A 12819-nucleotide genomic window follows, 5' to 3' on the forward strand; every position below is an offset into this window, starting at 1 on the left:
AGCCGTGATCAAGGAAAGGAACACCAAATGAGCATCGACACCAAATCCGCCCGCATCACGCCCGCTGGCGGCAATGTGTTTGCCGACCTGGGTTTTGAACCCGCCGAAGCGCAGGCGCTGCAGGCGCAGTCGCGGCGCATCATCTCGGACAAGATCGCCATCAAGGAAAAACTGATGGGCGAACTGGCGCTGTGGATCGATACCGAAAACCTCAAGCAGGCCGACGCGGCCCAGATCCTCGGCGTGACGCGCCCACGCGTGTCCGACGTGATCAACAAGAAAACCCCGAAGTTCACCATCGACGCCCTGGTCGACATGCTGGCCCGCACCGGCAAGCGGGTGACGTTCTCGATCGCGTAACGGGCGACGCTCTGCCGAAAGTTCCCCGGAAGGGTGTGGATGTTTTACACTGCGCAGTGCCGGCATCTGTTTGTACGGCAACATCCCACCCTGACAAGACCACCATGCTGCAAGATACCCTGTTGTTCGCCGCGCCCGGCAATCTGTTCGTCACTTTGGTCGCCGCGCTGTTCGGCCTGATCGTCGGCAGCTTTCTCAATGTCGTGATCCACCGCATCCCGAAGATGATGCAGCGCGAGTCCGACAATTACGTGGCGGTCGAAAGCGGCCAGCCGCCGCCGCACACCGACAAATACAATCTGATGCTGCCGCATTCGCATTGCACCGCCTGCGGCCACCGCATCACCGCGCTGGAAAACATTCCCGTCATCAGCTACCTGGCCTTGCGTGGCAAGTGCAGCGCCTGCAAGGCACCGATTTCGCCGCGCTATCCGCTGGTGGAACTGCTGACCGGCGCCCTGTCGGCCTTGCTGGTCTGGCATTTCGGCAGCGGCTGGACCGGGCTGGCCACCTTGCTGTTTGCCTTTCTGCTGATCGCCATGACGTTTATCGACGCTGATACGCAGATGCTGCCCGACGACCTGACCTTTCCGCTGCTGTGGGCGGGCTTGCTGGTCAACATCAATGGCACTTTCGTGCCGCTTGCCGACGCCGTGATCGGCGCGGCTGCCGGCTACCTGGCCCTGTGGAGCGTCTACTGGGCCTTCAAGCTGGCGACAGGCAAGGAAGGAATGGGGTATGGTGACTTCAAATTGCTGGCGGCGCTGGGTGCCTGGCTGGGCTGGACCATGTTGCCGACGATTATTTTATTGTCGTCGATCGTCGGCGCGCTGGTCGGCATCGGCCTGATCGTATTTGCCAAACGCGGGCGTGACAAGCCCATCCCCTTCGGTCCCTACCTGGCCGCCGCCGGCGTCATCGCCCTGCTGTACGGCGCGCCGCTGTCGCAGCTGACCCTGGGCCTGGTGGGCTGACGAAATGGAACTCATGACGCAAGCGAGCACAACGAACAGCGTACCTTATTTCAGTATCGGCCTGACCGGCGGCATCGGCTGCGGCAAGAGCACGGTGGCCAATCTGTTTGCCGCGCGCGGCGCCACCATCGTCGATACCGACGAGATCGCGCACAGCCTGACGGCCGCCAATGGCGCGGCCATGCCGGCGCTGCTGGCGGAGTTTGGCGACGGCGCTGCCGACGCCAACGGCGCGATGGACCGCGCCAAAATGCGCGAGCTGGTGTTTTCCGACCGCGGCGCCAAAGCCAGGCTGGAAGCGATTCTGCATCCGCGCATCCGCGCCGCCACCCTGGCGGCGGCGGACAGCGCCAGCGGCAGCTATGTGATCTTTGCCGTGCCGCTGCTGGTGGAATCGGGTGGCTGGGTGGAACGGGTCAACCGCGTGCTGGTAATCGACTGCCAGGAACGCCTGCAGGTGGCGCGCGTAATGCAGCGCAACGGCCTGTCGGAAGCGCAAGTCAACGCCATCATGGCAACGCAGGCCACGCGGGCCATGCGCCTGGCGGCCGCCGACGATGTGATCGATAACAATGGCGACCTGGCGGCCCTGGAACCGCAGATCGCCCTCTTGCACGAGGTATATCTGGCATTTTCAAAAAGAATGGCGGGAATGGCCTCACAGCATTTGTAATTTGCCGACGCTTGGTTCAGAATCACGGGATTGCTTGCCGGTCCATACTTAAGGGAATTATTTTGATTGTCTACGAATACCCTTTCAACGAACGCATACGTACACTGTTGCGACTGGAAGACCTGTACGACAAATTCAAGTTCTTCGTCCAGCAAGAGCATGCGATGCAGCACCACGTTGCATTGGCAACTATCTTTGACATGCTGGAAGTGGCCGGCCGCGCCGACCTGAAGTCCGATCTGTTGCAGGAACTCGAACGCCAGCGCCAGAGCCTGCTTGGCTACCGCAGCAATCCGAATGTGGAGCCGGAAACCCTGGACGCCATCCTCGCTGAACTTGACAGCGTCAGCGGCGCTCTGGTGGCGGCGCAAGGCAAGACCGGGCAGAATATCCGCGACAATGAATGGCTGATGAGCATACGCGGCCGCACCATCATTCCCGGCGGCGCCTGCGAATTCGACCTGCCGTCCTACTATGCCTGGCAGCAGCGCAGCTCGGAGCAGCGCCTGGCCGATATCCACGCCTGGTTCGCGCCATTGGCGCCGTTGTTCGATGCGCTGGCGCTGGTACTGCGCCTGCTGCGCGATTCGGGTGGCTCCGTCAAGCTGATCGCCAATGCGGGCAGTTTCCAGCAAATGCTGCAAGGGAAAGTCTACCAGATGCTGCGTTTGAGTCTTGATGAGGCCAGCGGCGCAATTCCTGAAATCTCCGCCAACAAATACATGCTGTGGGTGCGCTTTACTACCCAGGGCGGCGACCTGAAACCCAAGCCGCTCGAAGAAGATGTCCCATTCGAGCTTACGCTGTGTAATTTTTAATTTTTCTTGCCATGACCGTTGTTAACTGCCCTACCTGCGCCGCCAAAGTCGAATGGACCGAGGCCAATCCCTTCCGCCCCTTCTGTTCGAATCGCTGCAAGCAGATCGACCTGGGTGCCTGGGCCGAAGAGAAATACACGATACCGGCCGCCGACCCGCTCGACGATCCGCTGGACGACGAAGAAAACAAGCCTTCGCATTAAGCAAACGGGTTTTCCAGCCGCAAGCCTGTTGCCGCATAGTGGTCCAGCCGGCCGCTGACTACCGTCAGGCCGTGGGCGATGCCCATTGCCGCGGTCTGGCCATCAATATCGGAGCCATACGCTGGCAAGCGGGCCCACACCAGCGCGCAATCGAGGTCGAACTCGAGCAGGCGCGCCGCGTAGTCGCGCAATACTGCTTCGAGCCAGCTTTCCATCGCCAGCGCTTCCATGCTGGCGCCGCGCTGCCATAACCGCCGGATGCCGGCACGCCACTGCGCCACCGCCTGCACCGGCAGGTAGCGCTCGTCGGGCGCCACCCGCTCGAACCAGGATCGCACGCCGGCCGGCGCCCTGGCCCCCTTGCGCGCGGCATTGACCACATCGGCGTCCAGCAGGTAGCCGGCCATGGCTAATGATCGCGCTCAAAATCGGTGTCGCTGCCGACGTCGGGCATGCCGCGCAGGATATCGTCGAGCGGACGCTTAGGGAGCGGACGCAGCACGCTGCGCAGGATATCGCGGTGCTCTTCCTCGATGCTGCGGCCATGCGCGCGGGCGCGCTTGTGCAGCGCTGCCAGCAGCAGTTCATCGGCATCGTTGAAGGTCAGGGTCAGGGTCAGCGCCATGCGAGTCTCCCGCAAACAGATGCAATCACTGTAGCGGAAAGAGCGGGCAATGCAAGGCGCCGACGGGGACTAGATGGTGGCGGTCAAGCCGGTAGCAGCACTTTCCTGGCGCACCACGTCCAGCCATTCCAGCAAGGGAATGGTGGCTGGCAGCAAGGGTTCCACGCCCACCGTGCCCTGCCAGGCAAAGGCCTGGCCTTCCAGGCTTTGCGGTTCACCGCGCCAGTGGCGGCTGATATAGAAATGCAGGCGCACATGGGCGTGCGGATAGACATATTCCACGCCGCACCAGGCCTCGGCGCTGTCGATCTGCAAACCGAGTTCCTCGACAAACTCGCGTTTCAGGGCGTCAAAGATGGCCTCGCCCGGCTCGACCTTACCGCCGGGAAACTCCCAATAGCCGTCATACGGCTTGCCGGCCGGGCGCTGGCCCAGCAGCACGTCGCCGTTCGGCTTCATCAGGATGCCGACCGCGACATCCACCGGTTTGACTTTCACTTCGCTCATTGCGGCAGCTTTCCCGCGTAGTCGCGCGCAAACTGCCACGCTACCCGGCCCGAACGCGAACCGCGCTGCAAGGCCCAGCGCAGGGCGTCGCCACGCGCTTGCGCGATCTGCTCCGGCGTGCAGCCAAACGAGGCCAGCCAGTGCGCCGTGATGTCGAGGTAGTCGTCCTGCTTGAACGGATAGAACGACAGCCACAAACCAAACCGTTCGGACAGCGAAATCTTTTCCTCGACCGTTTCACCCGGATGCAGATCGCCATCGTCGTCGGTCTTGTAGCTGCTGTTATCCGACATGCGTTCCGGCATCAGATGGCGCCGGTTCGAGGTCGCATAGATCAGCACATTGTCCGATTGCGCGGCAATGCTGCCGTCGAGTGCCACCTTCAGCGCCTTGTAGCCGCTCTCGCCTTCTTCGAACGACAGGTCGTCGCAAAAGATGATGAAGCGCTCGGGGCGCGCCGCCACCAGGTCGACGATATCGGGCAGGTCGGCCAGATCGGCCTTGTCGACCTCGATCAGGCGCAGGCCCTGGCCGGCGAACTGGTTCAAACAAGCCTTGATCAGGGACGACTTGCCGGTGCCGCGCGCGCCCGTCAGCAGCACGTTGTTGGCGGGACGGCCAGCAACAAACTGGCGCGTGTTCTGTTCGATCTGGGCCTTTTGCGTGCCGATATTGTGCAGGTCATCGAGTGCGATGTTCGACACATGGGCCACCGCCTGCAGATGGCTGGCAGCGCCCTGGCGGCGGCGCCAGCGAAAGGCAAAGCTGCTCCAGTCGATGGCCGGCGTGGCCGGTGGCAGGATCGCCTCCACGCGCGCCAGCAGGCTCTCGGCACGCAGCAGGAATTGTTCGAGGCCGGTCATGAACGGTAGTCGGCGTTGATCGACACGTAGTCATGCGACAGGTCGCAGGTCCAGACGGTGGCCGTGGCGTCGCCGCGCGCCAGTTTTACGCGGATGGTGATTTCGCTTTGCTGCATCACGCGCTGGCCGTCCTGCTCCTGGTAGTCGGGATTGCGGCCGCCATTCTTGGCCACCCACACATCGTCCAGGTACAGGTTCAACAGGCTGACATCGAGGTCGTCCACGCCGGCATAGCCGATCGCGGCCAGGATGCGGCCCAGGTTCGGGTCCGACGCAAAAAACGCGGTTTTCACCAGCGGCGAATGGGCGATCGAATAGGCGATCTTACGGCACTCTTCCATGCTGCGGCCGTCTTCCACGGTCACCGTCATGAACTTGGTCGCGCCTTCGCCGTCGCGCACGATCGCCTGCGCCAGGAAAGTCGACAGTTCGGTCACGGCGGCGGCCAGTTCGGCGTAGCCGGGCGAGTCGACCGAGTCGATCACCAGGCTGCCGGCGCCGGTGGCCACCAGCATGAACGAATCATTGGTCGAGGTGTCGCCATCGATGGTGATGCAATTGAACGACTTGTCGGCCGCCTGTTTCACCAGTTGATCGAGCACCGGCTGGCCCACGGTGGCGTCGAACGCCAGGAAACCGAGCATGGTGGCCATGTTCGGCTTGATCATGCCGGCGCCCTTGCTGATGCCGGTCAGGGTGACCGCATGGCCTTCGATGGTGACGCTGCGCGAACCGGCTTTCGGCTGGGTGTCGGTGGTCATGATGGCTTCGGCCGCCGAGAACCAGTTATCTTGCGTCAGCGCGGCGACGGCCTGCGGCAGGCCTGCCACCAGGCGCTGTACCGGCAAGGGTTCGAGGATCACGCCGGTGGAAAACGGCAAAATCTGCTGTGGCGTGCAGCCCAGCAGCTCGGCCAGCGCGGCGCAGCTGTCCTGCGCGGCGGCCAGGCCCGATTCACCCGTGCCCGCATTGGCATTGCCGGTATTAACCAGCAGCGCGCGGATCGGCGCGGCGCCGGCGGTCACGGCCGCCAGGTTGGCTTTCGCAATCTGCACCGGCGCGGCGCAGAAGCGGTTCAAGGTGAACACGCCGGCCACGGTGGCGGTCGGCGCCAGTTTCAATACCAGCAAATCCTTGCGGTTCGGCTTCTTGATGCCGGCTTCGGCAACACCGATTTCAATACCGGCGACGGCTTTCAGGTCGGCGGCGACGGGCTTGGGAGAATTGACGGCCATATGAGTTCTTCTGCGAGGGGAAAAGGAAGCGCTATTGTAGCGCCTTCGCGACGCCGCTGGCCATGCGACGTGCCGGACGCCCGGGCAAAAAAAACGGAGACCGCGGTCTCCGTTTTTGTTCAGGCTGTCAAACCGCCTTTATGCCAATTTCCCGTGGCAAGCCTTGTATTTCTTGCCGCTGCCGCAAGGGCATGGGTCGTTGCGGCCGACCTTGACGCCCATGCTCACGCTCATGTCGTCGACGTACTGCTGGTCGCTGCTGTCGCCGGCGGTCGGCGCCAGCAGCTCTTCCGGCGCCGCGTTCGGATCGAATTCGGCGTGCTGGTAGTGCACGTTTTCCACGTGCGACTGCTGCATCGCTGCTTCGGCCGCATCGACTTCTTCGCGCGACTGGATGCGCACCGTCATCACGTGCTTGGTAACGTCGTTCTTGATCATGTCGAGCATCATGCCGAACAGTTCAAACGCTTCGCGCTTGTATTCCTGTTTCGGGTTCTTCTGGGCGTAGCCACGCAGATGGATACCCTGGCGCAGGTGGTCCAGCGCCGCCAGGTGTTCACGCCAGTGGCTGTCCACGCTTTGCAGCATGACGTTGCGCTCGAAGCCGCCGAACGATTCCTTGCCGACGATATCAATTTTCGACTGGTACACGGCATCGGCCGCCACCAGCACTTTTTCAACGATCTCTTCGTCGGTCAGGGTCGAGTCGGCTTCAAGCAGCTGCTGCAGCGGCATGTCGAGCTGCCACTCGCTGGCCAGCACGGCTTCCAGGCCCTTGATGTCCCACTGCTCTTCGACCGATTCCTGCGGCACGTAAGCGTGCACCAGGTCGGTGAACACGCCGTGGCGCAGCGAGGCGATCATTTCGGAAATGTCGGTCGTTTCCAGCAACTCGTTACGCTGCTGGTAGATCACTTTGCGCTGGTCGTTGGCGACGTCATCGTATTCCAGCAATTGCTTGCGGATGTCGAAGTTGCGCGCTTCCACCTTGCGCTGGGCCGATTCGATCGAGCGCGACACGATGCCCGCTTCGATCGGTTCGCCTTCCGGCATTTTCAGGCGGTCCATCACGGCGCGCACGCGGTCGCCGGCGAAGATGCGCAGCAGCGCGTCGTCGAGAGACAGGTAGAAGCGCGACGAGCCGGGATCGCCCTGGCGGCCGGCACGGCCACGCAATTGATTGTCGACGCGGCGCGATTCATGGCGTTCGGTGCCGATGATGTGCAGGCCGCCCGCATTGACCACGTGGTCGTGCAGCGACTGCCATTCATCGCGCATTTTTTGCGACTGGCTGGCCTTGTCGGCGTCACTCAGTTCGGCATTGGCGTCGATGAACTTGATCTGGTTTTCAACGTTACCACCCAATACGATGTCGGTACCGCGACCGGCCATGTTGGTGGCGATGGTAATGGCTTTCGGTCGGCCGGCCTGGGCGATGATTTCCGCTTCGCGTGCATGCTGCTTGGCGTTCAGCACGTTATGCGGCAGCTTGGCTTTATCGAGGATGCCCGACAACAGTTCCGAGTTTTCGATCGAGGTGGTGCCCACCAGCACTGGCTGGCCGCGCTCGTAGCAGTCGCGGATATCGATCACCATCGCATTGTATTTTTCCGCCGACGATTTGTAGACCTGGTCCTGGCGGTCCTTGCGCTGCAGCGGACGGTTTTGCGGAATCACCACCGTTTCCAGGCCATAGATCTCCTGGAATTCGTAGGCTTCGGTATCGGCCGTGCCGGTCATGCCAGCAAGCTTGGCGTACATGCGGAAGTAGTTCTGGAAGGTGATCGAGGCCAGGGTCTGGTTCTCGTTCTGGATCTTCACGCCTTCTTTCGCTTCGACGGCCTGGTGCAGGCCATCGGACCAGCGGCGGCCCGTCATCAGGCGGCCCGTGAATTCATCGACGATCACCACTTCATTGTTCTGCACCACATAGTGCTGATCCTTGAAGTACAGGGCATGCGCACGCAGCGCCGCATACATGTGGTGCACCAGCGAGATATTGGCCGAATCGTACAGCGAGGCGCCTTCCGGCAGCAGGCCCAGTTCGGTCATGATGCGCTCGGCCTTTTCATGGCCAGCTTCGGTCAAGAGCACCTGGTGCGCTTTTTCATCCTTGGTGTAGTCGCCCGGCACATCGACTTTGCCCTTGCCGTCCGGCGTTTCTTCGCCGATCTGCAACGTCAGCAAGCCTGGCACTTCATTGATCTTGTGATACAGGTCGGTATGGCTCTCGGCCTGGCCGGAGATGATCAAAGGCGTACGCGCTTCATCGATCAGGATCGAGTCGACTTCATCGACGATGCCGAAGTTCAGCGCGCGCTGCACGCGGTCGCGCGCTTCGTACACCATATTGTCACGCAGGAAATCGAAACCGAATTCGTTGTTGGTGCCGTAGGTGATATCGGAGTTGTAGGCCTGCTGCTTGGCGCCGTGCTCCATCTGCGACATGTTCACGCCCGTGCTCAAGCCCAGCCAGGCGTACAAACGGCCCATGGTCTCGGCGTCGCGCTGTGCCAAATAATCATTGACGGTAACGATGTGCACGCCCTTGCCCGACAGTGCATTCAGGTAGGCTGGCAGGGTTGCCATCAGAGTCTTGCCCTCGCCCGTGCCCATCTCGGCGATCTTGCCATAGTGCAGCACCATCCCGCCGATCATCTGCACGTCGAAGTGGCGCATGCGCAGCACGCGCTTGGACGCTTCGCGGCAGACGGCAAACGCTTCCGGCAGCAAGGCGTCGAGCGATTCGCCACCGGCGATGCGTTCCTTGAAGGCAGGCGTCTTCGCTTGCAGCTCGGCATCCGACAGCTTTTCGATGACCGGCTCGAGCGCGTTGATCTCGCGTACCGTTTTTTGGTATTGCTTGAGCAGCCGCTGGTTGCGGCTACCGAAAATCTGGGTCAGTAATGACATGCTTGAATTCTTGAAAAAACGCCGTTAAAAAAAGCTCGGTGGCTGACAGCGAGGTGACAATCGCATGACCGCACGGAGTTCGACTATGGCAAAAGACGATGATTTTATCATGCGTTCCCCCCAAGGTTGGGATCATGCACTATATAACAATAGCTTTAAGACAAACAAACACGGGAAATTGCGGACATTCTCCGCATGACAGTGCACAGGGATGGCACCATCGGCGGCCGCCGCCGCCCTCGCCATGCGCGGGCGAGTGTGCTATGTTTCGGGCATGCGAAATCCCACTTACTCGCCGGCGCCGCGCCGCAGCTATGGCTTTGCCCGTTCGGGCCCGGCCGTCACGGGCGCCACCGATTTCTTGCGCGGCAACGCGACGATGGCGTCCTTGATGCCTACCGTCAAGCGCCTGGCCGCCCTGCAAAAAGATTGTGCCCAGGCCCTGCCAGCCATGTTCGAGCATTGCGACATCTTGCAATTCGAAGCGGGCCAGCTGGTACTGGCAACGCCGAACGCGGCGCTGGCGGCCAAGCTCAAGCAGCAACTGCCGAAACTGCAGGGAGAACTGGAAAGAAAGGGCTGGCAGATCGGCGGCATCAAGCTCAAGGTGCAGGTTACCAGGAGCATTGCGCCCATCGTCCATACGCGCGCGCTGCTGTTGCCGGAAAAAGCCATGTCGGCGCTGGAAGAGCTGAGCACGGCTTTGCCGGCGTCGAAACAGAACGATCAGCTGATCGCGGCGCTGCGCAAGCTGGTGCGCCACCACCGCGAGCCGAGGGACTGATTCAGGTCAGCGACCACTCGCGCTCCATCTGACGGATATACGATTGCGGTGCCGCTGCATTGGTGGCAAACGAGACGATCTCGTACGAGTCCGGCTGCTCCAGCAGCGCCAGCAGCAGCTGGTTGTTCAGCGCATGGCCCGACTTGTGCGCCGTGTAATACGCCAGCAGCGGATGGCCCACCAGGTACAAGTCACCAATCGCATCGAGTATCTTGTGGCGCACGAATTCGTCTTCGTAGCGCAGGCCGTCGGCGTTCAGGATGCGGTATTCGTCCATCACGATGGCGTTTTCCAGCGAGCCGCCACGGGCCAGGCCCATGCCGCGCAGGCTTTCCACGTCCTGCATGAAACCGAAGGTGCGCGCGCGCGCCACATCGTGGATATACGACACGTCGCCAAAGTCGACCGAGGCGCGCTGCATGGTGCCATCGACAGCCGGGTGATTGAATTCAATGAAGAAGTCGAGCTTGAAACCGTCATACGGCGACAGGCGCGCCCATTTTTCGGCCGCGCCGGTGCCGTGGCGTACTTCCACCGGCTTGATCACCTTGATGAATTTCTTGGCCGACGCCTGCTCTTCCACGCCAGCTTGCTGCAGCAGGAACACGAACGACGAGGCCGAACCGTCCATAATGGGAATTTCTTCCGCATTCACGTCAATGACCATATTGTCGATGCCGAGGCCGGCCGCGGCCGACATCAGGTGTTCCACGGTCGAGACGCGCGCGCCGTCCTTGATCAGCACGGAGGCCATGCGCGTGTCGCCGACCGCCATGGCGCTGGCGGGAAACTCCACCACCGGCACCAGGTCGATACGGCGAAACACGATGCCCGTGTCGATGGCGGCCGGACTCAGGGTCAGTTCGACCTTGGTACCGGAGTGCAAGCCGACACCGATGGTGCGGACCGATTGTTTGATGGTGCGTTGTTTTAACATCCCCAGATTATATCCAGTTGCGCTCTGGAATGCTGGCCGCAGAAAAAATGTTACGGATGTTCGCTTTCCACATGCACCGCTTCACGGCGCACCAGATAGATGCCGCTGGCAATGATGATGGCCGCGCCGATCATGGTGTACTGGTCGGGCAGGGTGCGCCACAGCAGCCAGTCCAGGCCCATGCCCCAGGCCAGGGCCGAATATTCGAACGGCGCCACGCTGGAAGCCTTGCCGCTGCGAAACGCTTCCGTGATCGCCAGCTGGCCCAGGAAACCGCTGACCGACAAGCCGGCCAGCAGCAGCCAGTCTTCGCGCCGGATCGCCACCCACTCATGCCAGGACAGCGCCACGCCGCCGGCCGCCATCATGATCATCAGCCAGAACACCATGCTTTCGCTGGCGTCGCTACGGCTGAGGATGCGGCCGGTGATGGCCGAGACGGCATAGCAGGCGGCCGCGGCCAGCACGGCCAGGCCGGCCAGCGACAAAAATTCACCACCTTCCGGACGCAGCACCACCAGCACGCCAGCGAGGCCAACGGCGATCGCGCACCAGCGCGCCAGGTCGACCCGCTCCTTCAAAATGAACACCGACAGTGCCGTGATCAGCAACGGTGCAATAAAGAACAGCGAATACGCTTCGGCCAGCGACAAACGCTTCAGGCCATAGGCGAACAGGGTGATCATGGCAATGCCCAGCGCGCCGCGCAAACAGTGCAGCGGCCAGCGCACCTTCAGTACCCGCTTGAACGCGCCACGGTACAGCAGGTACAGGCATACCAGCGGCAGCGACGACAAGGCGCGCAAGGCCGTTACCTGCATCGCGGGGTAGGTTGCCGACAGCAGCTTCATGGCCGTGTCCATCAGTGAAAACAGGGCGGCGGCGGCCAGCATCGCGTAGATGCTGCGCAGATTGGGATTATGGGAAGGCAAAGCAACTCCTGGCAGGAGAGAAACCGTCATCATGGCGACGGCCGGAGCCAGGACCGGGTGCAAGTGCGCATGCACGCGGTCGCCCGGATTATAGCAAGCGCGGTAGCAATCTTTACAATACAGGCAACAGCATTACCAGCTTCAGCTCGTGCTGGCGCGCCAGGTGCAGGGTCACCTGATTGAACTGCAGCGCGCCGCGCAGCGGATGCTGGAAACGGCGCAAGCCGCCATCGCGGCCCAGCACCTGCTGCGCGTCCCACCACAACTGAAACTCGTCGCTGCTCGCGGCCAGTTCCGCGATCAGGCCGGCCAGCGGCGCCTGGTCGGCACGGCGGCCGATATCGGCGCGAAATTCGCCCACCAGCCGCTGCGCGCGCTCGGGCCAGCCGGCGATCAGCAGCCTCGCCTGCGGCGTCCGGAACATGAAACGCAGCTGGTTCGGTGGCGGCTCCGGCTGCGGCGTGTCGAGCCAGCCGGCAAACAGGCTGGCCGCCTGCGCATTCCAGGCCACCGCATTCCACTGCTGGTCCAGCATATAGGCCGGCGCATCGATGGCGGCCACGATGGCGGCCAACTCGCCGCACGCCGCCCCGGCGCCATGCGCCGCGCCATGCTCGGGATCGGCCTTGTCGGCCACCTCGAACAGATAGGCCCGTTCGGCCGCGCTCAGCTGCAGCACCTGCGCCAGGCGCGCCAGCATCTTGCCCGAGGCCGACACGGGCCTGCCCTGCTCCAGCCAGGTCAGCCAGGTCGGACTGACATCGCACAATTGTGCCAGCTCTTCGCGGCGCAGGCCCGGCGTGCGGCGCCGCCCGCCGCCGGGCAGGCCGGCCATGGCGGGGGTGACGGCTTCGCGCCGGGCGCGGATGAATTCAGCGAGCTTGTGCGACATGGCGTGCTTTCATGGTAGTGCTTATACCAGTATAAGTTGTTGTCTTGTTACAGGATAAAAGAAGGTCTATTCTGCCTCAACACCACCAACCACGGGAGAAAAC

General features: G+C 62.2%; 15 protein-coding genes. 6 read left to right on the forward strand and 9 right to left on the reverse strand.

Translation table 11 applies throughout. The features are described from left to right. Window positions 1–27: 27 nt before the first annotated feature. The 5 genes from AC0Z42_RS15225 (at window position 28) to yacG (ending at window position 3028) form a co-directional block, all read left to right on the forward strand. Window positions 28–360: a helix-turn-helix domain-containing protein gene (locus tag AC0Z42_RS15225; protein ID WP_485469050.1), complete on the forward strand. Its 333-nt coding sequence runs from the start codon at window positions 28–30 to the stop codon at window positions 358–360. 104 nt (window positions 361–464) lie between these two features. Further along, window positions 465–1334: a prepilin peptidase gene (locus AC0Z42_RS15230; RefSeq protein WP_485469051.1), complete on the forward strand. Its 870-nt coding sequence runs from the start codon at window positions 465–467 to the stop codon at window positions 1332–1334. Between the two features lie 13 nt (window positions 1335–1347). After that, on the forward strand, window positions 1348–2007 hold the full coding sequence (gene coaE, locus AC0Z42_RS15235; RefSeq protein WP_485469052.1) for a dephospho-CoA kinase: 660 nt from the start codon (window positions 1348–1350) through the stop codon (window positions 2005–2007). A 62-nt stretch (window positions 2008–2069) separates the two neighbouring features. Beyond that, window positions 2070–2825 (forward strand): cell division protein ZapD, encoded by a 756-nt coding sequence (gene zapD, locus AC0Z42_RS15240; protein ID WP_485469053.1) that lies wholly within the window; start codon window positions 2070–2072, stop codon window positions 2823–2825. An 11-nt stretch (window positions 2826–2836) separates the two neighbouring features. Further along, on the forward strand, window positions 2837–3028 hold the full coding sequence (gene yacG / locus AC0Z42_RS15245) for a DNA gyrase inhibitor YacG (RefSeq protein ID WP_485469054.1): 192 nt from the start codon (window positions 2837–2839) through the stop codon (window positions 3026–3028). Here yacG and AC0Z42_RS15250 read toward each other — a convergent pair. From AC0Z42_RS15250 to secA, 6 genes are all read right to left on the reverse strand, one after another. Further along, window positions 3025–3435 carry a PIN domain-containing protein gene (locus tag AC0Z42_RS15250; protein WP_485469055.1) on the reverse strand — a complete coding sequence of 137 codons (411 nt, stop codon included), beginning with the start codon at window positions 3433–3435 and terminating at the stop codon, window positions 3025–3027. The two genes, yacG and AC0Z42_RS15250, sit on opposite strands and share 4 nt — an antisense overlap. A gap of 2 nt (window positions 3436–3437) precedes the next feature. After that, window positions 3438–3653 carry a FitA-like ribbon-helix-helix domain-containing protein gene (locus AC0Z42_RS15255; RefSeq protein WP_485469056.1) on the reverse strand — a complete coding sequence of 72 codons (216 nt, stop codon included), beginning with the start codon at window positions 3651–3653 and terminating at the stop codon, window positions 3438–3440. Window positions 3654–3722: 69 nt separating this feature from the next. Continuing rightward, window positions 3723–4160: an NUDIX domain-containing protein gene (locus AC0Z42_RS15260; protein WP_485469057.1), complete on the reverse strand. Its 438-nt coding sequence runs from the start codon at window positions 4158–4160 to the stop codon at window positions 3723–3725. After that, entirely contained in the window at window positions 4157–5023 is an 867-nt protein-coding gene (locus AC0Z42_RS15265) for an ATP-binding protein (RefSeq protein ID WP_485469058.1), read from the reverse strand. Before AC0Z42_RS15265 ends, AC0Z42_RS15260 begins: the two co-directional genes overlap by 4 nt. Then, entirely contained in the window at window positions 5020–6258 is a 1239-nt protein-coding gene (argJ, locus tag AC0Z42_RS15270; RefSeq protein ID WP_485469059.1) for a bifunctional glutamate N-acetyltransferase/amino-acid acetyltransferase ArgJ, read from the reverse strand. The genes AC0Z42_RS15265 and argJ overlap by 4 nt, the downstream gene beginning before the upstream one ends. A gap of 138 nt (window positions 6259–6396) precedes the next feature. Next, window positions 6397–9171: a preprotein translocase subunit SecA gene (secA, locus tag AC0Z42_RS15275; RefSeq protein ID WP_485469060.1), complete on the reverse strand. Its 2775-nt coding sequence runs from the start codon at window positions 9169–9171 to the stop codon at window positions 6397–6399. Between the two features lie 274 nt (window positions 9172–9445). Here secA and AC0Z42_RS15280 point away from each other — a divergent pair, with 274 nt between their 5' ends. Then, complete coding sequence (locus AC0Z42_RS15280) at window positions 9446–9955, forward strand: DciA family protein (protein ID WP_485469061.1); 510 nt, start codon at window positions 9446–9448, stop codon at window positions 9953–9955. A 1-nt stretch (window position 9956) separates the two neighbouring features. On the opposite strand, the gene lpxC is transcribed toward AC0Z42_RS15280, so the two are convergent. The 3 genes from lpxC to AC0Z42_RS15295 form a co-directional block, all read right to left on the reverse strand. After that, window positions 9957–10892, reverse strand: coding sequence for a UDP-3-O-acyl-N-acetylglucosamine deacetylase (gene lpxC, locus AC0Z42_RS15285; RefSeq protein ID WP_485469062.1), 936 nt, complete (start codon window positions 10890–10892; stop codon window positions 9957–9959). 50 nt (window positions 10893–10942) lie between these two features. Further along, window positions 10943–11785 (reverse strand): DMT family transporter, encoded by an 843-nt coding sequence (locus tag AC0Z42_RS15290; protein WP_485469258.1) that lies wholly within the window; start codon window positions 11783–11785, stop codon window positions 10943–10945. Between the two features lie 151 nt (window positions 11786–11936). Continuing rightward, entirely contained in the window at window positions 11937–12716 is a 780-nt protein-coding gene (locus tag AC0Z42_RS15295; RefSeq protein WP_485469063.1) for a helix-turn-helix transcriptional regulator, read from the reverse strand. Between the last annotated feature and the right edge of the window lie 103 nt (window positions 12717–12819).

Source organism: Janthinobacterium sp. 1L-D-8-B-C4, assembly GCF_057291295.1.